Origin of the sequence: Bacillus cereus group sp. MG1 (genome assembly GCF_040460035.1) — a bacterium.
Taxonomy (GTDB): Bacteria; Bacillota; Bacilli; order Bacillales; family Bacillaceae_G; genus Bacillus_A; species Bacillus_A cereus.
Window position 1 is genome coordinate 3,782,685 of sequence record NZ_JARVGY010000001.1, and the last position, 25,184, is coordinate 3,807,868.

Below are 25,184 nucleotides of genomic sequence, written 5' to 3' on the forward strand. Positions count from 1 at the left end.
ACCCCACTGATTAAAGTTTCACCTTATTTCAAAAATGAAAGTTTACGAATGATAGGGAGACGACTTAACTCTTCTTTTCGAATGAGTTTGAAAGTGAAGAGAAGTACGATATAAACAATTGTTGTTAAAGTGATTTCCCATAATGTTTGTATGCCAAGGGCATGAGAGAAAATAATATATTTATGAAGATAAAAACCGAAGGCGCCTGCGATACCGATGGCAAGTCCGCCGAAAATATAGTCTTTTGCGTAAATGGTAAATGTAATCTTTTTTAAAACAGTAGCGTAGTGAAGAAATGTTACTGTTACAATATTTGCTGCAATAGCGAGAGCAACCCCCATCATTTGAAATTCTGGCCTGGATGCTAGTACAAAAATAACGATTAATTTCACGATGGCTCCAATAAATGTATTCATCATTGCAGCTCTTGCTAAGTTTAAAGCTTGCAAAACAGAGGTAAGTGGACTTTGGAAATAATGAAATAAAAAGCAAGGCGCAAGAAGTTGAATGAATGCTGTTGCGCTGTCTGATCCATACATAAGAGTTAAAACAGGAGAAGCGAATACGTATAATATAACGACAGACCATCCGCCGGTAATTAATGAAATTCGAAGTGCTTGTTGTAAACGGTGCTCCACTAATTTATGTTGTCTTTTTGCCATTGCTTCACTAATAGAAGGGACGAGCGCTGTAGAGAGAGCGTATGTAATAAAGGCGGGTAGTGATAGAAGCGGGAATGCATAACCGTTTAATATACCGTATTGCTGGGTTGCAACAGAAGCAGCGACACCAGCGATTGCTAAGCTTTGCATAACGACAATAGGTTCAAAAAAATATGAAACGGAGCCGATTAAACGACTTCCTGTAGTTGGAAGGGCAATATCCATCAGAGAATAAAATGTCCCTTTGCTTTCCTTTACAGTAGTGAAAAATCCAGAGCGTATTGATAAATGTTTTTCTCGCTGAAATAACGTGAGTAAAAATAATAACGATGCAACTTCACCGAGAACAGCTGATAACATAGCGCCGGCTGCAGCGTATTCTATGCCGTAAGGTAAAAATAATTGAATGCATATAGCGATAATGGTAATGCGGACGACTTGTTCTAGAACTTGCGCATAAGCGCTAGGTTTCATGTTTTGTTTCCCTTGAAAATAACCACGCAAAACAGAAGAAACAGCAATAACAGGAACAACGGGCAAAATGGCCATTAATGGATAGTACGTTCTTTCGTCGGTTAATAATGTTTTTGCTAAAATAGGTGTGAGGAACATAATTCCGATTGTTAAAATGATACTAATAACGGATGTAACAGCTAGTGATACGGTTAATATTTTTTTAACTCTTTGTTTATCGTTCACAGCTTCCGCTTCTGCTACAAATTTTGCGATTGCGACAGGAAGACCAATTTGTGTCAATGTAATTGCTAAAATGAATGTAGGAACGGCCATCATATAAAGACCAACGCCTTCTTCTCCCAAAATACGTGCCATTACTATGCGGTTGATAAAGCCGAGTATTTTTGTAATAAAGCCGGCTATCATTAAAATAAATGCGCCTTTTAAAAAGCTTTGTCTCGTCATGTTCTTCTCCTACCTTCTCAAAATCAATGGAATGATTTACAATAATTTATATGCACGTACGAGACAAGAATGACAAGCATTTAAGAGAGTGAAATATGATAGTGCTCTTGAAAGTAGTTATTGCTGTCCATTAGAGCGGGAATAAAAGCGACTTTTCGTGCGAAATAAGAAGGAGATGTTATAGATGTTAGATAGAGAGGCTTTGGTAGAATCATACCGCGGACAGTTACAAGTCGTTTTAGAAAGTAAAGTAGAAGAGTTTCAAATGTTCGGCTACGACAGAGTGACAGATGATGACATTTGGAAGTTTCTTAAAGTGAAAAAGTGGAAGAAGATAGACAGCGATGTTAGATTGTATGAATTAGTTAATGACGTATTAACAGTAAGTGCTAATGAATATATGACATATTTAACTGTTGAAGCATATCAAGCGCCACTTTGGTCATTTGATGAATATGAAAATAAATAACCGACTGCAATTGGTTTGTTCTTCCTTTTGCAGTATAATGATAGGTATTGATAATCAGGAAATAATTATGTCTAAGATCATATATAAAGGAGGTAGTGAAGAGAGAAAACAAATAATGAAAGTGCAGGTATCGTGAAAACGTACCGGCACAGCTAGTGATGAGCTAGCAAAATTATAGAAAGGAAGTCTACTAACTAGACGTATGCACACGTGTAAAAGTGAATCGTAAGAGATTTATTTAAAGTGTTAGTAGCGGAAAGAGGGTACATATGGCAAAGCGTGGTACGAGAATTGCCGCCTTTTTCCTCATCGTTTTATTAATCGGTGGAGTAATTGGTGCGGCAGGAAAAGACATAGCAAAAGGAATTAGTCTAGGACTAGACCTTCGCGGTGGTTTTGAAATTCTGTATGAAGTAAAACCAGCCAAAAAAGGGGACAAAATCGATCGAGACGTACTTGTAAGTACAGTAGGTGCTCTTGAGAATCGTGTCAATGTTCTCGGTGTAAGTGAGCCGAACATTCAAATCGAAGGGCAAGATCGAATTCGTGTACAGCTTGCTGGTGTACAAGATCAGCAAAAAGCACGTGAAATGTTATCAACACAAGCGAAATTAACATTCCGTGATGTAGATGATAATCTTCTTATGGACGGAACGGATTTAAAAGGCGGCGGAGCGAAGCAAACATTTGATGAGCAAGGCCGTGCGAGCGTAGGTCTTACACTAAAGAGCGCTGAAAAATTCCGTGAAGTAACTGAAAAAATTTCAAAAATGCCACCACCAACGAATTTAATGGTAATTTGGCTTGATTTTGAAGAAGGAAAAGATTCGTACAAAGCAGAATCTGCAAAACCGAATCCGAAGTTCTTATCAGCAGCAACAGTAAACCAAGTATTTAACCAAGCTGAAGTATCTATCGTAGGTGGAAACTTCACAGTTGAAAGTGCGAAACAACTTTCATCTTTATTAAATGCAGGTGCACTTCCTGTTGATTTAAAAGAAATGTATTCAACATCTGTTGGAGCGAAGTTTGGTCAACAAGCGTTAGAGCAAACGATTTTCGCTAGTGCGATTGGTATCGCTCTTATTTTCTTATTTATGCTTGTATTCTACCGTTTACCAGGACTTGTAGCGGTTATTATGTTAGGTTTATACATTTTCGTTACATTACTTGTCTTTAACTGGATGCATGCAGTTCTTACGTTGCCAGGTATTGCGGCGTTAGTGCTCGGAGTAGGTATCGCAGTTGATGCGAATATTATTACGTACGAGAGACTGAAAGAAGAGTTGAAAATTGGTAAGTCCATGATGTCGGCATTCCGCGCTGGTAACCATCGTTCATTAGCAACAATTCTAGATGCAAACGTTACAACTCTTGCGGCAGCTGGTGTGTTATTCGTTTATGGTAATAGCTCTGTAAAAGGATTCGCAACAAGTTTAATCGTAAGTATTTTAGTTGGTTTTATTACGAACGTATTCGGTACTCGTTTCTTACTAGGTTTACTTGTAAAGAGCCGTTACTTTGATAAAAAACCAGGATATTTTGGTGTGAAACAAAAGGATATTATTCCATTAACAAAAGGTGTAGTACATCCGCCAACGAGATTTGATCGTATTAACTTCGTAAATATCGGTCATAAATTCCTTATCTTCTCGATTGTAGTTGTAATTGCGGGTGCAATTATCTTACCAATTTTCAAATTGAATCTTGGTATTGACTTTGCAAGTGGTACACGTATTGACTTGCAATCAAAACAAGCCGTTACGGTGTCTGATGTTCATAAAGATTTTAAAGAACTGAACATTGATGTGAAGGAAGAAAATATTGTACCGACTGGAGATGACAATAAAGGTTTCGCAGTTCGTACATTAGGTGTTTTATCAAAAGATGAAATTGCGAAAACAAAAACATTCTTCCACGATAAATATGGTACAGATCCAAACATAAGTACAGTTTCACCGACAATCGGTAAAGAAATTGCACGAAATGCATTTATCGCTGTACTGATTGCTTCTGCGGTTATCATTTTATACGTAAGTATTCGATTCCGATTTACGTATGCGTTATCTGCAGTACTTGCATTATTACATGACGCTTTCGTTATGGTTGTTATGTTTAGTATTTTCCAACTAGAGGTAGACTTAACGTTTATCGCTGCAGTACTAACAATCATCGGTTATTCTATTAATGACTCGATTGTTACATTTGATAGAAACCGTGAATTATACAAACAGAAAAAACGAGTGCGCGATATAAAAGATCTAGAAGAAATCGTAAATGCAAGTATTCGCCAAACGCTTGGTCGCTCGATTAATACCGTATTAACAGTGTTATTCCCAGTAATTGCACTGCTTATCTTCGGTAGTGAGTCACTACGTAACTTCTCGTTTGCGTTACTTGTTGGATTAATTGTAGGTACGTACTCTTCTGTTTTCGTTGCCTCTCAAATTTGGTTAATGCTTGAAAACCGTCGTTTGAAAAAGGGAAAAAACAAGAAGAAGGTTGAGAAAGTAGAATCTGAACCGCAAGTATAGAAAAGATGATGTCTCTTTATGAGGCATCTCTTTTTTCGTTTGTGGATACAATAAGATAGCAACTTTTTAACAGAAAGAAGATGGAAGAAAGTGGTGGTGTTATCGCTGTTTTTGTTAAAATAAAAAGATAGGTTAAGAAAAGAAGGGATTTTAATTATGGAAAAAGATGAACGTTTTAAACAGGCCGAGTTTGGTGCCATTGTCGGGATCGTTGGTAATATTATATTAGCGATTGTAAAGGCGGTAATTGGTTATATTGGGAACAGTAAAGCGCTATTAGCGGATGCCGTGCATTCTGCATCAGATGTAATTGGTTCGCTAGCTGTACTTTTTGGATTGCGAGCGGCAAAGCAGCCACCTGATGAAGATCATCCGTATGGTCATGGTAAAGCGGAATCGATTTCAGCGATTATTGTTGCGGTATTATTATTTATTGTGGGACTTGAAATCGCGATTTCATCTATAAAAGCTTTTTCGCAAGAACTAGAACCGCCGAAAGGAATTACGATATTTGCTGTTGTTCTTTCAATCGTCGTGAAAGAAGGAATGTTTCAATATAAATTCCGATTAGGGAAAAGGGTAAATAGTGATGCAATTATTGCAAATGCATATGAGCACCGTTCGGATGTGTTTTCTTCAATTGCAGCTTTAATCGGTATTTGTGCAGCTATACTCGGTGGTAAGCTTGGTATAGACTGGCTTGTATATGCTGATCCGATTGCAGGATTAGTTGTTTCGCTTCTTGTTGTAAAAATGGCATGGAGCATTGGAGCGGAAGCAATTCATGCAACGCTTGACCATGTTCTTCATGAGGAGGATGTTATTCCGCTTAGAGAGGCCGTTCTTCAAGTAGATGGTGTGAAAAAAATTGGTTCTTTATATGCACGGGAGCATGGTCATTATGTTATTGTCGATATTAAAGTGTCTGTAGATCCATACATTACCGTAGAAGAAGGACACCGTATTGGAAAACATGTGAAAGAAATACTTATGAAACAAGATAATGTACAAAATGTATTCGTACATATAAATCCGTATTCTCCAAATTAAACATCATTAACATTTTAGTATATAGATATTGCATCGTAGTTTGCATTATATTGTCACCCCTTAATCTGTCTTGTATAATGAACAGGTTAAGGGGTGATTTCGTGTTACAACCGAAGACGCGTTGGAAAGAAAAAGAATATAATGACGAGCGAGTGAGTGAATTAGCAAGTAAATTACAGTTATCGCCACTTGTCGTTTCATTATTCCTCGGTAGAGGACTAGATACAGAAGATAAGATTTTAGATTTTTTAAATACAGAAAATCAAGAATTTCATGATCCATTTTTATTAGAAGGAATGGATAGAACGGTAGAACGTGTAAATAAGGCGATTCAAAATGGAGAGCAAATATTAATATTTGGTGATTACGATGCGGACGGAGTAAGTAGTACGACGGTTTTATATCTTGCTCTTCAAGAATTAGGTGCAGAAGTAGAATTTTACATTCCAAATCGTTTTACAGAAGGGTATGGACCGAACGAAGAAGCATTTCGTTGGGCGCATAGTGCAGGTTTCTCACTGATTATTACTGTCGACACTGGCATCGCAGCAGTACATGAAGCGAATGTAGCGAAAGAGCTTGGAATAGATCTAATTATTACAGATCACCATGAGCCACCGCCAGAATTGCCAGAAGCGCTTGCGATTATACATCCGAAATTAGAAGGTGGCGTATATCCGTTTCACTATTTAGCTGGTGTAGGTGTTGCGTTTAAAGTTGCGCATGCACTATTAGGCCGTGTACCAGAACATTTATTAGAGATTGCAGTAATCGGTACAGTAGCCGATTTAGTATCACTTCATGGTGAAAATAGGTTGCTAGTGAAACGCGGTTTAAAACATATGCGTATGACGAGAAATATTGGTTTGAAGGCATTGTTTAAAGTTGCTAACGTTTCGCAAAGTGAAATTACAGAAGAGAGTATTGGCTTCTCAATTGCACCTCGTATTAATGCGGTTGGGCGTTTAGAAGATGCTGCGCCGGCTGTACACCTTTTATTATCAGATGATCCAGAGGAAGCGAAAGAGTTGGCCGAAGAAATTGATGAGCTGAACAAACTGCGAAAAGATATTGTAAAGCAAATTACAGAAGAAGCTATCGCTGAAGTTGAAAATAAATTCCCGCCAGAAGAAAACAAAGTATTAGTACTTGCAAAAGAAGGCTGGAACCCAGGGGTAATTGGAATTGTTGCTTCTAAATTAGTTGAACGTTTTTATCGTCCGACGATTGTATTAAGCATCGATCCTATAAAAGAAACAGCAAAAGGCTCAGCACGTAGTATTGCAGGATTTGATTTGTTTGCAAACTTATCAGATTGTAGAGAGTTATTGCCACACTTCGGAGGGCATCCGATGGCAGCGGGAATGACGCTACATATGAATGATGTAGATGAATTACGTCGCCGATTAAATGAACAAGCAGATGCGATTTTAACAGAAGAAGATTTTATTCCAATTACAGCAGTTGATGTTTTTTGCAAAGTAGAGGATGTAACGCTAGCGGCAATTGAAGATATGCAAAAACTAGCCCCGTTTGGTATTGGAAATCCGAAACCACGTATTGCAGTAAAAGATGCAGAGTTAGAAAGCATTCGCGCAATCGGATCAGATGGTTCTCATTTAAAAATGGCTCTTCGTGATGGACAAGCAACACTGGATACAATTGGATTTGGTTTTGGTGCATATGCTAAAGAAATCTCTCCAGTTGCAAAAGTATCTGTAATAGGAGAAGCATCCATCAATGAATGGAATAATTTTAAGAAGCCACAACTAATGGTACAAGATATTGCTGTAGAGGCGTGGCAATTATTTGATTGGCGTAGTATGCGTAATGCAGAAGCAAATTTAGCAGAACTTCCGAAAGAAAAAATAACAATGGTGTATTTTTCTGAAGAGGTATTGAATAAATTTTCTTTAGAGAGCTATAAAGAAAAGCTCATGCATGCTTCAGAAGTAACGCATTTAGATGATCAATATATCGTGTTACTTGATTTACCAAAAGGAACCGATGAATTACGTGAGTTATTTAAGGCAGGATTCCCAGCGCGAATTTATACGCTATTTTATCAAGAGAATAACCACTTATTTAGTACAGTTCCTACGAGAGAACACTTTAAATGGTATTATTCTTTCTTAAACCAAAAAACACCATTTTCTTTAAGACAATATGGAGAACAACTATGTCGTCATAAAGGTTGGTCAAAAGATACAGTAAATTTTATGACACAGGTGTTTTTTGAGTTAGAATTTGTTACAATAAAAGATGGCGTCATTTTTATGGCAGACAAAAAACAAAAGCGTGATTTAATTGAATCGAACACATATCGTGAGAAAATGAACCACTTACAATTAGAAAAAGAATTGGTTTATAGCACATATCAGCAACTATATACATGGTTTGAAACGATTCGTAATCATAAAGAAGTAGAACAGTTAGGGTAAAGGATTTGTATTTACAAACCTTTTAGATCTGAGGAGGATTCAGAAATATGGATTTCAAGCAACATATCGCAATTGTACCGGATTATCCGAAAGAAGGTATTGTGTTTAAAGACATTACACCTTTAATGAATGACGGTAAAGCATACAAAGCAGCAACAGATGCAATCGTTGAATACGCAAAAGAAAGAGATATCGATGTTGTAGTAGGACCAGAAGCTCGTGGTTTCATTATCGGTTGCCCAGTTTCTTATGCGTTAGAAGTAGGATTTGCGCCAGTTCGTAAATTAGGAAAATTACCACGTGAAGTAATTACAGTTGACTACGGTAAAGAATATGGTAAAGATGTTTTAACAATCCATAAAGATGCAATTAAGCCAGGTCAACGCGTATTAATTACAGATGACCTATTAGCTACAGGTGGAACTATCGAAGCGACAATTAAGCTAGTTGAAGAACTTGGCGGAGTTGTAGCAGGGATTGCATTCTTAGTAGAGCTTACTTACTTAGATGGTCGTAAAATGTTAGATGGTTACGATGTATTAGTATTAGAAAAATACTAATCACTATATAGGTAAAACTACGGTGATAAAAAGTACCCGTGAATCTCTTGGAGAGGAGCGGGTACTTTTGTATAATTGAACAAAAAATCATGGTGAAATGTCAGTGAAATCTTTTCCTTTTCACAATTCACAATCATTGGGTTATAATGATAGAATATAATTTATTCTATTAAATAAAGATAAAGTCAATTTTCAATAAAAGGTGATTCGATGGCAAATGAGCAGGTACTAACAGCTGAACAGGTACTCGAGAAAGCAAGTCAATATTTAGTGGATGAAGATATTGAGCTAGTAGCACGTGCCTATGAATATGCACGCGATGCGCATAGCGAACAATACAGAAAATCGGGTGAACCGTATATTATTCATCCAATTCAAGTTGCAGGTATTTTAGTTGATTTACACATGGATCCAGCTACGGTATCAGCAGGTTTCTTACATGATGTAGTGGAAGATACAGAGATTACGTTAGAAGATATTGAACGGGAATTTAACAAAGAAATTGCTATGCTTGTTGATGGTGTTACGAAGCTTGGGAAGATCAAATATAAATCTCACGAACAACAACAAGCAGAAAACCATCGCAAAATGTTTATTGCAATGGCTCAAGATATTCGAGTTATTTTAATTAAACTAGCTGATCGTCTTCATAACATGCGTACATTGAAACATTTGCCTCAAGAGAAGCAGCGTCGCATAGCGAATGAAACGCTAGAAATCTTTGCACCTTTAGCACATAGACTCGGAATTAGTACTATTAAATGGGAGCTAGAGGATACGTCACTTCGCTATTTAAATCCACAACAATATTATCGTATTGTAAATTTAATGAAGCGTAAACGTGCAGAACGTGAAGAATACTTAGACGAAGTAATGACTGGTATTCGTGAGAAATTAAAAGAAGTTGCAATTCAACCTGAGATCTCTGGAAGACCGAAACATATTTACAGTATTTATCGTAAAATGGCACTGCAAAATAAACAGTTCAATGAAATTTACGATTTATTAGCTGTACGTGTCGTTGTAAATAGTATTAAAGATTGTTATGCAGTGCTTGGAATTATTCATACGTGCTGGAAGCCGATGCCAGGTCGTTTTAAAGATTATATTGCAATGCCAAAAGCAAATCTATATCAATCTCTTCATACGACTGTAATTGGACCGAAAGGTGATCCACTTGAAGTGCAAATTCGTACGAAAGAAATGCACGAAATTGCAGAATTCGGGATCGCGGCACACTGGGCATACAAAGAAGGAAAAACAGCAGAAACAACAGGTACATTAGAGAAGAAACTCACGTGGTTCCGTCAAATATTAGAATGGCAAAATGAAGCTTCTAATGCAGAAGAATTTATGGAGTCATTAAAAATTGATTTATTCTCTGACATGGTATTCGTCTTTACACCGAAAGGCGATGTAATGGAATTACCACTTGGATCGGTTCCAATTGATTTCGCGTATCGTGTCCATTCGGAAATTGGGAATAAAACAATTGGTGCAAAAGTAAACGGGAAAATGGTGACGCTGGATTATAAATTAAAAACCGGCGATATCATTGAAATTTTAACGTCGAAACATTCATATGGCCCAAGTCAAGATTGGGTAAAACTTGCTCAAACATCTCATGCGAAAAATAAAATTCGTCAATTCTTTAAGAAACAACGTAGAGACGAAAATATTGAAAAAGGCCGTGAACTTGTTGAAAAGGAAGTACGTGGTCTAGAGTATGAGATGAAAGAAGTATTAGCGCCTGATAACTTAAAACGCGTCGCGGAGAAATTTAACTTTGCAAATGAAGAAGATATGTTTGCAGCAGTTGGATATAGCGGAATTACAGCTTCGCAAATTGTTACGCGACTAACGGACAAGTTCCGCAAGCAACGCGAAGAAGAAGAAATTGTTGAAGTCAAAGAAGTTCGTAAACCGATGAAAATTCGAAAATGGGATTCTGGTGTAAAGGTAAGCGGTGCTGATAATTTATTAATCCGTTTATCGAAATGCTGTAACCCAGTTCCGGGTGATGATATCGTTGGGTATATTACGAAAGGCCGAGGTGTATCGATTCATCGCCGTGATTGTGTAAATGTTCATACAGAAGAAGCGATAGAACGTTTATTAGAAGTTGAGTGGGAAGGTAGCCCTGAAAAAGAAATAGAGTATAACGTTGATATTGAAATTTCAGGTTACGATCGCCGCGGTTTATTAAATGAAGTACTGCAAGCTGTTACAGAGACGAAAACATACATTTCAGCTGTTTCTGGTAGAAGTGACCGTAATAAGATGGCAACAATTAATATGTCAATCTCGATTCGTAACTTACAACACTTGAAAAAAGTAGTAGAACGCATTAAACGCGTTCCAGAAATTTATGCAGTACGACGCATGATGCATTAATAGGGAGTGTAGAAAGATGAGAGTTGTTTTACAACGATCAAAGAAAGCGTCTGTCACAGTAGACGGTGAGATCGTAGGACAAATTCCGTTCGGTTTAACATTACTAGTTGGCATTACGCACGAAGATACAGAAAAAGATGCAACTTACATTGCGGAAAAAATTGCAAACTTACGTATTTTTGAAGATGAGAGCGGAAAGATGAATCATTCTGTACTTGATGTAGAAGGACAAGTTCTATCTATTTCGCAATTCACATTATACGGAGATTGCCGCAAGGGAAGACGTCCAAACTTTATGGATGCTGCGAAACCTGATTATGCAGAGCGTTTATACGATTTCTTTAATGAAGAAGTTCGTAAACAAGGATTACATGTGGAAACAGGGAAGTTCGGAGCAATGATGGATGTTTCTTTAATCAATGATGGTCCGGTGACCTTAATTGTAGAAAGTAAATAGTGTTGATAAAAAAGAGAGGGTTATATAATCCTCTCTTTTTTATACATTGTTGTATGTTTTGTTCATTTATTTGGAATTAATAGCAGTTTCGGTTATGTATAACTCTCCCATCAATATGGAACAATAAAAAGTAAAACATCCATATTGAATGTGAGGGATATACGTATGCGTATGAATGAAAAAGGGCATTCTGTTACAAATGGTGCAAATCAACTATTTAACGTGAATTTTCATGATTTTATTTCAAAAGAGCAAAACAATACTTCAATGGAGCTTGCTTCCGAGTTTGGGATTTCTCTTCAAGATGTAAAGCGTTTAAAGAAGCAGATTGAACGTTCTTAGAGCACTTGACAATCCTACTTAACAAACGTATAGTAATTTTATATTTACATATGAATATAACCGTTGATAGAGAAGAGTAAATGAGACACACATGGAAAGAGAAGGAATGTCTTAGGCTGAAAACATTTCTGCATGATGACTGATTGAATGACACTCTAGAGGTTTCAACTTGAACGGCATATACGCTTAGTAGGGATGAACGCACATTTAAGCGTTATTAAAAAAGTGGAAGCATACGTGCTTCAATTAGGGTGGCACCACGGGTATAATACTCTCGTCCCTACTGTTTAAACAGTAGAGGCGGGAGTTTTTTTATTTTTATTAAGATTAAAACAATTTGAGGAGGAACTGAATATGTCTATTCAAATCCCACGCGGAACGCAAGATATTCTTCCAGGCACTGTTGAGTTATGGCAGTATATCGAAGGGCAAGCACGCGAAATTTGCCGTCGTTACAATTATAAAGAAATTCGTACACCAATTTTTGAGCACACTGAGCTATTTTTACGCGGTGTTGGTGATACGACAGATATCGTACAAAAAGAAATGTACTCATTCCAAGATCGTGGAGAGCGCAGCTTAACATTACGTCCAGAAGGTACTGCACCTGTTGTACGTTCTTATGTTGAAAATAAAATGTTTGGTGATGCAACACAACCAACGAAATTATACTATATCGGTCAAATGTTCCGTTATGAAAGACCACAAGCAGGTCGCTATCGTCAATTCGTACAATTCGGTATCGAAGCAATCGGCAGTAATGACCCTGCAATTGATGCAGAAGTAATTGCACTTGCTGTTGAATTTTACCGCGGCATGGGCTTAAAAAATATTAAAGTTGTATTAAACAGTTTAGGTGACGCAGCGAGCCGTCAAGCACACCGTGATGCATTAATCGCACACTTTGAGCCACGTATCGGCGAATTCTGTTCTGACTGTCAATCTCGCTTAGAAAAGAATCCACTTCGAATTTTAGACTGTAAGAAGGACCGTAACCATGAATTAATGGGAACAGCACCATCTATTACAGAATACTTAAACGAAGATTCAGCAATATACTACGACAAAGTTCAAGAACTATTAACGATGATGAATGTTCCGTTTGAAAAAGATCCGAACTTAGTGCGTGGTTTAGACTACTACCAACACACTGTTTTTGAAATTATGAGTGAGGCAGAAGGTTTCGGTGCGATCACTACATTAAGCGGTGGTGGCCGTTATAACGGACTTGTACAAGAAATCGGTGGACCAGAAATGCCAGGTATCGGTTTTGCAATGAGTATTGAACGTTTAATTATGGCGCTAAAAGCTGAAAACATTGAATTACCACTTGAACATAGCATTGATTGTTACGTTGTGGCGCTTGGCGAAAAAGCGAAAGACCATGCTGCAAAAGTTGCGTTCGATCTTCGTAAAGCTGGATTGTCAGTTGAAAAAGATTATTTAGATCGCAAAATGAAAGCACAATTTAAATCAGCAGATCGTCTAAAGGCGAAATTTGTAGCTGTATTAGGAGAAGATGAGCTAGATAAAGGCATCATTAACTTAAAAGATATGGCAACAGGTGAACAAGAAGAAGTAGCGTTAGATGTATTTGCTTCATACGTAGCAGAGAAATTAATATAGGGGGAACTTACAGTGGCTGAAAGAACACATGCATGTGGAAAAGTAACAGTAGAAGCTGTTGGACAAACAGTTCAATTAAAAGGTTGGGTACAAAAACGCCGTGACTTAGGTGGATTAATCTTTATCGACTTACGTGACCGTACAGGTATCGTGCAAGTTGTATTTAACCCAGAAACATCAAAAGAAGCGTTAGAAGTAGCAGAAACAATTCGTAGCGAATACGTATTACACGTAGAAGGTACAGTTGTTGAACGTGGTGAAGGCGCAATTAATGACAATATGGCAACTGGTCGTATTGAAGTACAAGCAACGAAAGTAAATGTACTAAATGCAGCGAAAACAACGCCAATCATCATTGCTGATGATACAGATGCATCAGAAGATGTGCGTTTAAAATATCGTTATTTAGACTTACGTCGTCCAGTAATGTTTAACACATTCAAAATGCGTCATGACGTAACGAAAACAATTCGTAACTTCTTAGACACAGAAGAGTTCTTAGAAGTAGAAACACCAATTTTAACGAAAAGCACGCCAGAAGGAGCTCGTGACTATTTAGTGCCAAGTCGTGTACATGATGGTGAATTCTATGCATTACCACAGTCACCACAGTTATTTAAACAGCTTCTTATGGTCGGCGGATTTGAGCGTTACTATCAAGTAGCACGTTGTTTCCGTGATGAAGATTTACGTGCGGATCGTCAACCGGAATTCACGCAAATCGATATCGAAGCTTCATTCTTAACACAAGATGAAATTTTAGATATGATGGAGCGTATGATGACGAAAGTTATGAAGGATGCAAAAGGTGTAGAAGTTAGTGCACCATTCCCTCGTATGAAATATGCTGATGCAATGGCTCGCTACGGTTCTGATAAGCCAGATACACGCTTTGAAATGGAACTAACAGACTTATCTGAGTTTGCAGCAGGTTGTGGCTTTAAAGTGTTTACAAGTGCTGTAGAAAGCGGCGGACAAGTAAAAGCAATCAATGCAAAAGGTGCCGCAAGTAAATATTCTCGTAAAGACATCGATGCATTAACTGAATTCGTGAAAGTATACGGTGCAAAAGGTTTAGCTTGGCTTAAAGTTGAAGAAGACGGTTTAAAAGGACCGATTGCAAAATTCTTCGGTGAAGAAGATGCAAATGTGTTAATGAGCACATTAGAGGCTACTGCTGGCGACTTATTACTATTCGTAGCAGATAAGAAGAGCGTTGTTGCAGATAGCTTAGGCGCACTTCGTTTACGTCTAGGTAAAGAGCTTGAGTTAATTGATGAAAGTAAATTTAACTTCCTATGGGTAACTGATTGGCCACTTCTTGAGTACGATGAAGATGCAGATCGTTACTTCGCAGCTCACCACCCATTCACAATGCCATTCCGTGAAGACGTTGAGTTACTAGAAACAGCACCAGAAAAAGCACGTGCACAAGCATATGACCTTGTATTAAACGGTTATGAGCTTGGTGGTGGCTCACTTCGTATTTACGAGCGTGACGTACAAGAAAAAATGTTTAAAGCACTTGGATTCTCACAAGAAGAAGCGCAAGAGCAATTCGGATTCTTATTAGAAGCATTCGAATACGGTACACCACCACACGGCGGTATTGCATTAGGTTTAGATCGTCTTGTTATGCTGCTTGCAGGCCGTACGAACCTTCGTGATACAATTGCATTCCCGAAAACAGCAAGCGCAAGCTGCTTATTAACAGAAGCTCCAAGCCCAGTTGCAGAAGCACAGCTTGAAGAGTTAAACTTAAAATTAAGCTTAAAAGAAGAGAAGTAAGAATAGGGTCTAGATGGTTATACTATAACCGTCTAGACTTTTTTTGAGAGGTTGTTTAAAAAGTCCGGTTTAGATAACTGTCGCATCTCATCGTTGCTTCGCCAGTCCGGTGCTCGAGTAGTATTTTTCTACACTGCGCTCCTCCTGGCTTCAGCGCCTCGATCTGCTCGGTTCTCTGAATCCTCTTTTTTAAACGTGTATTTAGGAAGAAATGAAATTCTGGTCTATGTTTTCATTTTCGAAATATGTATTTTTAGGAATTCTATAACTTTTTCTATACAAATAGTCGGAAAAACGCTAGAATACATGGTAGACCATTTTTGTAATAGGAGTGTAGAGCTGAATGTTACATCAATTTTCACGTAATGAATTAGCCTTCGGTAAAGAAGGACTTGAAATATTAAAAAATAGTACAGTCGGTATTTTAGGAATTGGCGGCGTAGGTTCATTTTCAGCTGAAGCGTTAGCGCGTTCTGGAGTAGGACGTCTCGTATTAGTTGATAAAGACGTTGTAGATATTACAAACGTAAACCGTCAAATTCACGCTTTAGTATCTACTGTAGGACGTTCAAAAGTAGAATTAATGAAAGAGCGTATTGCAGACATTAATCCGGAATGTGAAGTAATTGGACTAGAAATGTTTTATACAGATGAAACATATGAGGAGTTCTTTAAACACGGTTTAGATTTCGTAGTGGATGCATCTGATACGATTACGTTCAAAATCCATTTAATTAAACAATGTTTACGTCGTAAAATTAAAATTATCTCATGTATGGGTGCAGCAAATAAAATGGACCCAACTCGTTTCCGTATTGCGGACATTTCTAAAACACACACAGATCCGATTGCGAAAGTCATTCGTACGAAGCTTCGTAAAGAGGGTATTAAAAAAGGTGTAAAAGTTGTCTTCTCTGACGAAAACCCAATCGTAATTCGTGAAGAAGTACGTAAAGAAATCGTACCAGACGAAAATGCAAAAATTCGTAAAGCGAAATTACCGCCTTCATCAAATGCATTCGTACCATCTGTGGCAGGCTTAATTATGGCAAGTCACGTTGTACGTGAACGTATTAAAAATGTAGAAGTGAAACGTGTAGGGCAAGAATAAAAGAAAAGCATATATCCATTTTGGATATATGCTTTTTTATATGTATTAAAGAAATATGGATATTTGCATTACTACTAGTTCAAATGTAAGTAAGGTTAGTAAGTAAAAATCATATTTATCTGATTTATAGGCGGATGTCTTTTTTAGACTGTTAATGGTGAAAAGAGCTAAAGTTAGGACGAGAAGGCCAAGAGTTATTTTGAAGATTATTAATGAAATAGCAACCATCCCCCTTTAAAGGTATATGTTTATAATAATATTTTAGTAAAAAATATCTAATCCGTTTTAGGAGTTTCCTTGTATGACAAGGAGGAATGTTATTGTCAATCTTTGTCGTTAAATCGATATCCTTTATTGAATCGTTGATATATTGCAAGTTGTGATAGATATATTCGAAAAATCGTTGATATATTGCAAGTTACGATAGATATATTCGAAAAATCGTTGATATATTGCAAGTTACGATAGATATATTCGAAAAATCGTTAATATAATTTCATTTACCGACATGTATATATATGATTTACCGAAAACAAACAAGGATGTCACTCAGTTAAAAAAGTGACATCCCTGTTTTTAATTCTCAGCAGAATAAATAATATCTAAATTCCCGTTTTGATCGGTTTTGAAAATCGGGGCAATTTGCTCTTCTTGCTCTTCGACTGAAACAAGTTTTCGAGCACGATCCATAATTCGAACAAGCATCGCGTAATCTTCTTCGATTGCTTGTTGTTTTTTTGTGAGTACCGCTAATTTCGTTTCAAGTTCATGATTCGTTTTTTGCAGAGAAGTGAGCTGAGCTTGTAATACATCATTTTCAGTTTGCAACTTTGCGAGTGAAGGGTTATTATGCTCCAAGTTTTGCAAAAATGAGATGACATTTTGCATCGTAAGTTCTTGTTTACTTGGCGTAATATCTTCAGAAAACTCAGCATCGATTACGAGTTGTTTCGTTTTCGTGAACTGATTTTTTTCTATTTTAGCTTCAGAGCGCTTTAATTCTTTACGTTGTTTCTTCGCAAGCTGCACAGCATCTTCGTAATTCGGTCTTACTTCAGCATTCCATCTAAAGCCGCAAGCTGCTGAAGTCCGGTTCAACGTATCGCCGACTTCATCAAATGCTTTTATTTGTGTACTTCCGCTGCGAATATGTCGTAAAACAGTTTCTGCTAAAAGGAGATCATCTTCTTTTGTCCATGCATCTTGACGTGTTTTCATAAGCGAAGCCTCCATAATGGTGACGTTTTCGTTTATGTTACCCTTTATTTTTCGTTTTATTCGAAGTTTGTAATCTTTCATAAACAGTAGAAAGTGCTTGCTCAAATTTCCCTGTCGTTTTCGGTTTATAATATTGCTTGTTTTTTATTTTATCAGGTAAGTATTGTTGCCTTACCCAGCCGTTTGGATGGTCGTGTGGATATAAATATCCAATGCCTCTTCCAAGTGATTCTGCGCCTTTGTAATGACTATCTTTTAAATGGCTTGGAATGTCACCTGTTTGACCGTTGCGTAAATCGTGTAATGCAGCATCAAGTGCTTTATAAGCTGAATTTGATTTTGGTGATAAGCATAGCTCGATAACGGCATTTGCAAGTGGGATGCGTGCTTCTGGGAATCCAACTCGTTCAGCTGATTCAATTGCAGCTAGTGTACGTGGTCCAGCTTGTGGGCTAGCAAGTCCAATATCTTCATAAGCCATAATAAGAAGGCGTCTGCCAATACTTTGTAAATCACCTGCTTCAATAAGGCGTGCTAAATAATGGAGCGCTGCATTTACATCACTTCCGCGCACTGATTTTTGAAATGCTGATAATACGTCATAATGAGCATCGCCGCCTTTGTCGTGAACGAAGCTCTTCTTTTGTAAGCATTCTTCTGCAATCTCGAGTGTGATTTCAGCCGCTTGATCGTCTGTAGTAAAGCTAGATAATACAGCAAGCTCAAGTGCGTTATAAGCGGAACGCATATCACCACCAGAGGCGTTTGCAAAGTGATGTAGTGCTTCATCTGTTACCGTTACAGCATATTCTCCAAGGCCTTTTTCTTTATCTTCTAAAGCTCTTTTTAACCCAATTAAAATATCATCTTCTGTTAGTGCGTGTAATTCGAAAATTTGACACCTGCTTCGAATAGCGGAGTTTATTGCATGGAATGGATTACTTGTCGTTGCACCAATTAAAGTAAGAAGTCCGCTTTCTAAGTGAGGTAATAGAAAGTCTTGCTTTGCTTTATCTAGACGGTGAACTTCATCTAAAATTAAAACGAGGTGTCGATGCATCTTCGCTTCTTGTACGACAACTTCCATATCTTTTTTATTGTGAGTAACAGCATTCAATAGACGAAACGGGGTACCGGTACTTCCAGCAATTGCACTGGCAATGGATGTTTTTCCTGTACCTGGAGGACCGTATAAAATCATAGATTGAAAATGATTGGCTTGGACCATTCGCCATAAAATCTTTCCTTCACCAACTAAATGTTGTTGCCCAATAATTTCTTGAATATTTGTAGGGCGCATTCGATGTGCGAGTGGTTGTTTCATTTGGACCGTCTCCCTTAATATATAATCTCGTTCTATCGTATCATTTTTTTCTACGAAATTTGAAATAGGATGCTGTTTTATGGGAAAAATAAATGATAATATTTTCATTTTTCTTTCAATTGTAATAATTCCCGAGTTTTTCAATGCGATTTTATGTTATCATTTTGATACACAAGTTGAAATTTCTTATAATACTATATTATGCTATAATTTCATAGGATTTTAAATTGTGTTCTTTTTATAAATAAGATATAACCAATAGAAGTGAAAATTTGAAAAGAGGTGCAAAATAGATGAAAATTTCAACGAAAGGCCGCTATGGCTTAACAATTATGATTGATCTTGCAAAAAAGTTTGGTGAAGGTCCGATTTCATTAAAATCAATTGCGCAGGCACATGACTTATCGGAACATTACTTAGAGCAATTAATTTCACCACTTCGTAACGCGCGTCTAGTAAAGAGTACGCGGGGAGCATATGGGGGATATGTACTATCAGATCAGCCGGCTAACATTACAGCTGGAGATGTAATCCGTGTATTAGAGGGTCCGATTAGTGTTGTAGAAATGATAGAAGAAGAAGAACCAGCACAACGCCAATTATGGATGCGTGTTCGTGATGCGGTGCAAGAAGTGTTAGATAGTACAACGTTAGAAGATTTAGTACGTTATGAGGAAGAAAATCACGGGGGCTATATGTTTTACATTTAATTCCTTGTGAAACGATTTGGAAAGAAGGAGATTTAATGGAACGCATTTACTTAGATCATGCTGCGACATCTCCGACTCACCCAGAAGTGGTCGAAAAGATGATTCCATATATGACAGAAATATTCGGGAACCCGTCTAGTATTCACTTTTATGGACGTCAAACTCGTCACACAGTAGATGAGGCGAGAAGAGTGTGTGCACGCAGCATTCATGCGAATCCGAATGAAATTATATTTACGAGCGGTGGTACAGAAGCTGATAATTTAGCGCTTATCGGTGTAGCACGTGCGAACCGTCATAAAGGTAACCACATTATAACGACGCAAATTGAACATCATGCGATTTTGCATACGTGCGAATTGTTAGAGCGTGAAGGGTTTGAAGTGACATATTTACCTGTCGATGAAACAGGGCGCATTCAAGTTTCTGACATACAAAAGGCATTAACAGAAGAGACGATTCTTGTATCTGTTATGTTTGGGAATAATGAAGTAGGGACGATGCAACCGATTGTGGAAATAGGAAAGCTGTTAAAAGAGCATCAAGCGTATTTCCATACAGATGCGGTACAAGCTTACTGTTTAGTAGAAATTAATGTGAAAGAGTTTGGTATTGATTTATTATCAATTTCAGCTCATAAAATTAACGGGCCAAAAGGTGTAGGTTTCTTATACGCTGGTACAAATGTGAAATTTGAACCGTTATTAATAGGCGGAGAGCAAGAAAGAAAACGCCGTGCTGGTACGGAAAATGTGCCTAGTATTGCTGGGCTTCAGCATGCAATTCTTATAGCTGAAAAAACTCGTGAGCAAAAAAATGCCCAATATGAAGAGTTTAAAGATATAATGGTATCTGTCTTCAAAAATGAAGGCATTACTTTCGAGGTAAACGGAAACTTAGAACATCGCTTACCGCATGTACTTAATGTAAGTTTTACAGGAATGAACATTGAACCGTTTCTTGTGAACTTAGACTTAGCTGGTATTGCAGTATCAAGTGGTTCTGCTTGTACAGCTGGTTCGATTGATCCATCACATGTATTAGTAGCGATGTTTGGAAAAGACTCCGATCAAATACGTTCATCCGTACGCTTTAGTTTTGGACTTGGAAATACGAAAGAGCAAATTGAAAAAGCGGCGTACGAAACAGTGAAAATCGTGAAGCGATTAACACAAAATTAGTATGGGAGGTGACATGATGAACAAACTACCTCACGAAACACGCGTTGTCATCGGAATGTCCGGTGGCGTCGATTCATCTGTAGCAGCACTTTTATTAAAAGAGCAAGGTTATGATGTAATCGGAATTTTTATGAAAAACTGGGATGATACAGATGAGAATGGTGTCTGCACAGCAACAGAAGATTACAATGATGTAATTGAAGTGTGTAACCAAATTGGTATTCCGTATTATGCAGTAAACTTTGAAAAACAATACTGGGATAAAGTATTTACGTACTTCTTAGATGAGTACCGAGCTGGTCGCACACCAAACCCAGATGTAATGTGTAATAAAGAAATTAAATTTAAAGCATTTTTAGAGCATGCAATTGCGCTTGGTGCGGATTATGTGGCAACAGGCCATTATGCACGCGTTGCTTATATGGACGGCGAATATAAAATGCTTCGCGGTGTTGATGACAATAAAGATCAAACATATTTCTTAAATCAATTAAGCCAAGAGCAATTATCAAAAACAATGTTCCCGTTAGGTGAATTAAAGAAACCGCAAATTCGTGAAATGGCGAAAGAAGCTGGCTTAGCGACAGCGGCGAAAAAAGATAGTACAGGTATTTGCTTCATTGGTGAGCGTAACTTTAAAGATTTCTTAAGTAACTACTTACCGGCACAACCAGGTGTAATGCAAACATTATCTGGTGAAGTGAAAGGGAAGCATGACGGTTTAATGTATTATACAATTGGACAACGTCATGGCCTTGGAATTGGTGGTAATGGTGACCCATGGTTTGCTGTTGGGAAAAATCTAAAAGAAAACATTTTATATGTTGATCAAGGATTCCATAACGAACTTCTATATGGTGATGAAGTTATTGCTACGAATGTAGGATGGGTAAGTAACAAAGAAAAAGAAACAGAATTTAAGTGCACGGCGAAATTCCGTTATCGTCAAGAAGACAATAAAGTAACGGTTCAAATCGTTGATGAAAATACAGTTCGTATTCTTTGTGATGAGCCAATTCGTGCAATTACACCAGGACAAGCAGTCGTTTTCTATGATGGAGATGAGTGCTTAGGCGGTGCTACAATTGATGAAGTATACCGTAGTGGTAAGAAATTGGATTATTTAGGATAAATGAGAAGCCTCTGCCGATTAGCGGTTAGAGGTTTCTTTTACATAAAGCGAATTTTCGTTCGCTTGGAAAATACATTCTTTGTTATAATTTGTTGTAGAGGTGAAGGACATGTCAAACAAACTTGAAACAGGTATTCAATATATGCAAGAAGGAAACTGGGAAGAAGCAGCTAAAAATTTTACAGAAGCAATCGAAGAAAATCCGAAAGATGCGCTTGGGTACATTAATTTTGCAAATTTATTAGACGTATTAGGTGATAGCGAGCGAGCGATTTTATTTTATAAACGTGCACTAGAGTTAGATGATAAATCTGCAGCAGCCTATTATGGTTTAGGAAATGTATATTATGGCCAAGAGCAATTTACTGAAGCGAAAGCTGTATTTGAACAAGCAATGCAAGCTGGATTACAATCAGCTGATGTAACATTTATGTTAGGTATCACACATGTACAGCTTGGAAATGATCGTCTTGCACTACCATTCTTACAAAGAGCAACAGAATTAGATGAAAACGATGTAGAAGCTGTATTCCAGTGCGGACTTTGCTTCGCGCGATTAGAACACGTTCAAGAGGCGAAACCTTATTTTGAAAAGGTATTAGAAATGGATGAGGAGCATGCAGATGCGTATTACAATTTAGGTGTTGCGTACGTATTTGAGGAAAATAATGAGAAGGCTCTCGCTTTATTTAAGAAAGCAACTGAAATTCAGCCAGATCACTTTTTAGCGGGTAATGGCGTTCGTTTATTAGAGCAAGAAGCTGAATAAGATAAAAATATAGTTTAATGGGTAGTTATCCCTCATCTAAAAAGGTGGGGGATGTACTGCTCATTAAAGTGAAAATACCGGAAAGGAGAGGAAAAATGGGAAATCAACATGCAATGGATTTGTTTGAGGAAGAGAAAAAGTTTATAAAAGCGCAAGTTCTTCATACCATTTTCCACAACGAAGAAAACCTCTATTCCGTTGTCAGTATGAAAGTCATTGAAACGAATGAAACGTATGACGAAAAGAAAGTAATGATAAACGGTCATTTTCCCCGCATGCATGAAGATGAAGTGTTTACATTGACAGGTCATTTTAAGGACCATCCAAAGTATGGAAAACAATATATGGTTGAAACATTTAAAAAAGAATTGCCGCAAACAAAAGCAGGTATGGTGCAATATTTAGCGAGTGATTTATTTAAAGGGATAGGAAAGCGTACAGCTGAAAAAATTGTGGACCATCTCGGAGAACATGCTATTTCTAAAATTATGGATGACCCTGAGGCATTAAATGGTGTTGTTAATAAACAAAAGGCTCAGGAAATATATGAGACAATTGTTGAACATCAAGGGCTAGAGAAAGTAATGAGCTTTTTAAATGGCTACGGTTTTGGAACGAAACTTTCTATTAAGATTTACCAGCAATATAAAGAGATGACATTAGAAGTGATTCGTAATAATCCGTATCAACTTATCGAAGAAGTGGACGGGATTGGTTTTGGAAGAGCGGATGATATAGGGCGTGCGTTAGGGATATCGGGTAATCATGACGACCGTGTACGCGCAGGATGTTTTTACACATTAGAGAATGTCTCATTACAACTTGGTCACGTTTATATGAGGAAAGATCAACTTGTAAGAGAAACGATGTCACTTTTAAACAATCAAGAAGGAAGAGTGACTGAGGAAGATATTATAGGTTGTATTGAAACGATGCAAAGTGAAGGGAAAGTCATCATAGAAGAAGAACGAGTGTATTTAGCAACGTTATTCTACTCTGAGAAAGGTGTTGTAAAGTCTATTCGCAGGCTTATGAATCAAGAAGAAACACCTTCATTTCCAGAAGCAGAAGTGTTAAAAACGTTAGGTGAAATTGAAGAACAACTGAACGTACAATATGCACCGTTTCAGCAAGAAGCAATTCAAACGGCACTTCATAAACCGATGATGTTATTGACAGGTGGACCAGGAACAGGGAAAACAACAGTTATTAAAGGGATTGTTGAAATGTATGCATCACTACACGGGTTATCGTTAAATCCGAATGAATACAGTGATGATAATCCATTTCCAATACTATTAACAGCTCCAACAGGAAGAGCAGCGAAGCGGATGAGTGAATCGACAGGACTTCCAGCTTGCACAATTCACCGTTTACTTGGTTGGACGCCAGAAGGATCTTTCCAGCGTAATGAAACGGATCCTGTCCAAGGTAAGCTCCTTATTATCGATGAATTTTCAATGGTTGATATTTGGCTTGCAAATCAGCTATTTAAGTCGTTGCCGACGAACATTCAAGTTATCGTTGTAGGTGATGAAGATCAGTTGCCATCTGTAGGACCTGGACAAGTATTAAAAGATTTATTAAATGCAGGCGCAGTTCCGACAGTGAAGCTTACTGAAATTTATCGTCAAGCGGAAGGCTCATCAGTGATTCAACTTGCCCATGCGATAAAAAATGGAACTCTACCACCAGATTTAGCACAAAATCAAAAAGATCGTTCATTTATCGGCTGTACAGGAGCTCAAATTGTTGAGGTTGTGAAAAAAGTTTGTGAAAATGCTAAAACAAAAGGCTTTAGCGCAAGAGATGTACAAGTATTAGCACCTATGTACCGTGGGCCTGCTGGTATTAATGTATTAAACGAAGCGCTGCAACAAGTATTTAATCCGAAGAGGGAAAAGAGTAAAGAAATTGCTTACGGTGATGTTGTGTACCGAAGAGGCGATAAAGTACTGCAACTCGTGAATCAGCCGGAGAGCCAAGTGTTTAATGGTGATATTGGGGAAATTGTTTCGGTGTTTTATGCGAAAGAAAACGTTGAGCAACAAGATATGATTATCGTTTCATTTGACGGAATTGAGGTAACGTATACGAAGCCCGATTTAAATCAAATTACGCATGCATATTGTTGTTCCATTCATAAATCACAAGGTAGTGAATTTCCGATTGTTATTATGCCAATCGTGAAAAGTTACAACCGTATGTTACGTCGTAATTTAATTTACACGGGCATTACAAGAAGTAAGAAGTTCCTTATTATTTGCGGAGAGGAAGCAGCTTTCCAATCTGGTGTAAATCGCCTTGATGATGCAATGCGTCAAACAACCTTAGCTAGTCGCTTGCAAGAATCACAAGGAGAAGTACAGATGGTCACAGTTAATGGCGAGGAAATGGACGTGGAAAACATTTCACCGTATGATTTCATGTAACAAGGTGAAATTATATAGTGAAACTTTCAAACGCATAGCGTTGAAAGGCTCCAGTAAAATGTA

19 protein-coding genes and 1 other annotated feature are annotated in these 25,184 nt (G+C 37.6%); of the genes, 16 read left to right on the forward strand and 3 right to left on the reverse strand.

Annotation, left to right across the window (positions count from 1 at the left end):
- Positions 1-23: 23 nt before the first annotated feature.
- On the reverse strand, positions 24-1,583 hold the full coding sequence (spoVB, locus tag QCI79_RS19995) for a stage V sporulation protein B (protein WP_000198300.1): 1,560 nt from the start codon (positions 1,581-1,583) through the stop codon (positions 24-26).
- Between the two features lie 184 nt (positions 1,584-1,767).
- Here spoVB and QCI79_RS20000 point away from each other — a divergent pair, with 184 nt between their 5' ends.
- The 11 genes from QCI79_RS20000 to QCI79_RS20050 all read left to right on the forward strand — a co-directional run bounded on the left by QCI79_RS20000 (position 1,768) and on the right by QCI79_RS20050 (position 16,355).
- Positions 1,768-2,052, forward strand: a complete 285-nt coding sequence (locus tag QCI79_RS20000) for a post-transcriptional regulator (RefSeq protein WP_000886978.1) — start codon at positions 1,768-1,770, stop codon at positions 2,050-2,052.
- A gap of 269 nt (positions 2,053-2,321) precedes the next feature.
- On the forward strand, positions 2,322-4,586 hold the full coding sequence (secDF, locus tag QCI79_RS20005) for a protein translocase subunit SecDF (RefSeq protein WP_001119065.1): 2,265 nt from the start codon (positions 2,322-2,324) through the stop codon (positions 4,584-4,586).
- A gap of 156 nt (positions 4,587-4,742) precedes the next feature.
- Entirely contained in the window at positions 4,743-5,636 is an 894-nt protein-coding gene (locus tag QCI79_RS20010; RefSeq protein ID WP_000409746.1) for a cation diffusion facilitator family transporter, read from the forward strand.
- A gap of 101 nt (positions 5,637-5,737) precedes the next feature.
- On the forward strand, positions 5,738-8,077 hold the full coding sequence (gene recJ, locus QCI79_RS20015; RefSeq protein ID WP_000941236.1) for a single-stranded-DNA-specific exonuclease RecJ: 2,340 nt from the start codon (positions 5,738-5,740) through the stop codon (positions 8,075-8,077).
- Between the two features lie 47 nt (positions 8,078-8,124).
- Complete coding sequence (locus tag QCI79_RS20020; RefSeq protein WP_000346215.1) at positions 8,125-8,637, forward strand: adenine phosphoribosyltransferase; 513 nt, start codon at positions 8,125-8,127, stop codon at positions 8,635-8,637.
- Positions 8,638-8,847: 210 nt separating this feature from the next.
- The gene (gene relA / locus QCI79_RS20025) at positions 8,848-11,031 is read left to right on the forward strand and encodes a GTP diphosphokinase (RefSeq protein ID WP_001262811.1); all 2,184 of its coding nucleotides are present in this window, start codon (positions 8,848-8,850) and stop codon (positions 11,029-11,031) included.
- 16 nt (positions 11,032-11,047) lie between these two features.
- Positions 11,048-11,488 carry a D-tyrosyl-tRNA(Tyr) deacylase gene (locus QCI79_RS20030; protein WP_001266965.1) on the forward strand — a complete coding sequence of 147 codons (441 nt, stop codon included), beginning with the start codon at positions 11,048-11,050 and terminating at the stop codon, positions 11,486-11,488.
- Positions 11,489-11,653: 165 nt separating this feature from the next.
- Complete coding sequence (locus tag QCI79_RS20035) at positions 11,654-11,830, forward strand: hypothetical protein (RefSeq protein WP_001242605.1); 177 nt, start codon at positions 11,654-11,656, stop codon at positions 11,828-11,830.
- Positions 11,831-11,884: 54 nt separating this feature from the next.
- Positions 11,885-12,115 (forward strand) — a binding site (T-box leader).
- Positions 12,116-12,184: 69 nt separating this feature from the next.
- Entirely contained in the window at positions 12,185-13,456 is a 1,272-nt protein-coding gene (gene hisS / locus QCI79_RS20040; RefSeq protein WP_000027082.1) for a histidine--tRNA ligase, read from the forward strand.
- A gap of 12 nt (positions 13,457-13,468) precedes the next feature.
- The gene (aspS, locus tag QCI79_RS20045; protein WP_000840898.1) at positions 13,469-15,244 is read left to right on the forward strand and encodes an aspartate--tRNA ligase; all 1,776 of its coding nucleotides are present in this window, start codon (positions 13,469-13,471) and stop codon (positions 15,242-15,244) included.
- Between the two features lie 343 nt (positions 15,245-15,587).
- Complete coding sequence (locus tag QCI79_RS20050) at positions 15,588-16,355, forward strand: tRNA threonylcarbamoyladenosine dehydratase (protein ID WP_000903182.1); 768 nt, start codon at positions 15,588-15,590, stop codon at positions 16,353-16,355.
- A gap of 576 nt (positions 16,356-16,931) precedes the next feature.
- Here QCI79_RS20050 and QCI79_RS20055 read toward each other — a convergent pair.
- Both QCI79_RS20055 and QCI79_RS20060 read right to left on the reverse strand, forming a co-directional pair.
- Entirely contained in the window at positions 16,932-17,573 is a 642-nt protein-coding gene (locus tag QCI79_RS20055) for an RsfA family transcriptional regulator (protein WP_000857722.1), read from the reverse strand.
- Between the two features lie 37 nt (positions 17,574-17,610).
- Entirely contained in the window at positions 17,611-18,897 is a 1,287-nt protein-coding gene (locus tag QCI79_RS20060) for a replication-associated recombination protein A (RefSeq protein ID WP_000812919.1), read from the reverse strand.
- Between the two features lie 293 nt (positions 18,898-19,190).
- On the opposite strand from QCI79_RS20060, the gene cymR reads away from it, so the two are divergent.
- The 5 genes from cymR to recD2 all read left to right on the forward strand — a co-directional run bounded on the left by cymR (position 19,191) and on the right by recD2 (position 25,121).
- Entirely contained in the window at positions 19,191-19,607 is a 417-nt protein-coding gene (cymR, locus tag QCI79_RS20065; protein WP_000704116.1) for a cysteine metabolism transcriptional regulator CymR, read from the forward strand.
- Positions 19,608-19,642: 35 nt separating this feature from the next.
- On the forward strand, positions 19,643-20,788 hold the full coding sequence (locus QCI79_RS20070) for a cysteine desulfurase family protein (protein WP_021727839.1): 1,146 nt from the start codon (positions 19,643-19,645) through the stop codon (positions 20,786-20,788).
- A 16-nt stretch (positions 20,789-20,804) separates the two neighbouring features.
- Positions 20,805-21,920, forward strand: coding sequence for a tRNA 2-thiouridine(34) synthase MnmA (mnmA, locus tag QCI79_RS20075; protein WP_001038010.1), 1,116 nt, complete (start codon positions 20,805-20,807; stop codon positions 21,918-21,920).
- A gap of 109 nt (positions 21,921-22,029) precedes the next feature.
- Entirely contained in the window at positions 22,030-22,689 is a 660-nt protein-coding gene (locus QCI79_RS20080; protein ID WP_000066409.1) for a tetratricopeptide repeat protein, read from the forward strand.
- Positions 22,690-22,784: 95 nt separating this feature from the next.
- Positions 22,785-25,121, forward strand: a complete 2,337-nt coding sequence (gene recD2, locus QCI79_RS20085; RefSeq protein WP_000528086.1) for an SF1B family DNA helicase RecD2 — start codon at positions 22,785-22,787, stop codon at positions 25,119-25,121.
- Positions 25,122-25,184: the final 63 nt, after the last annotated feature.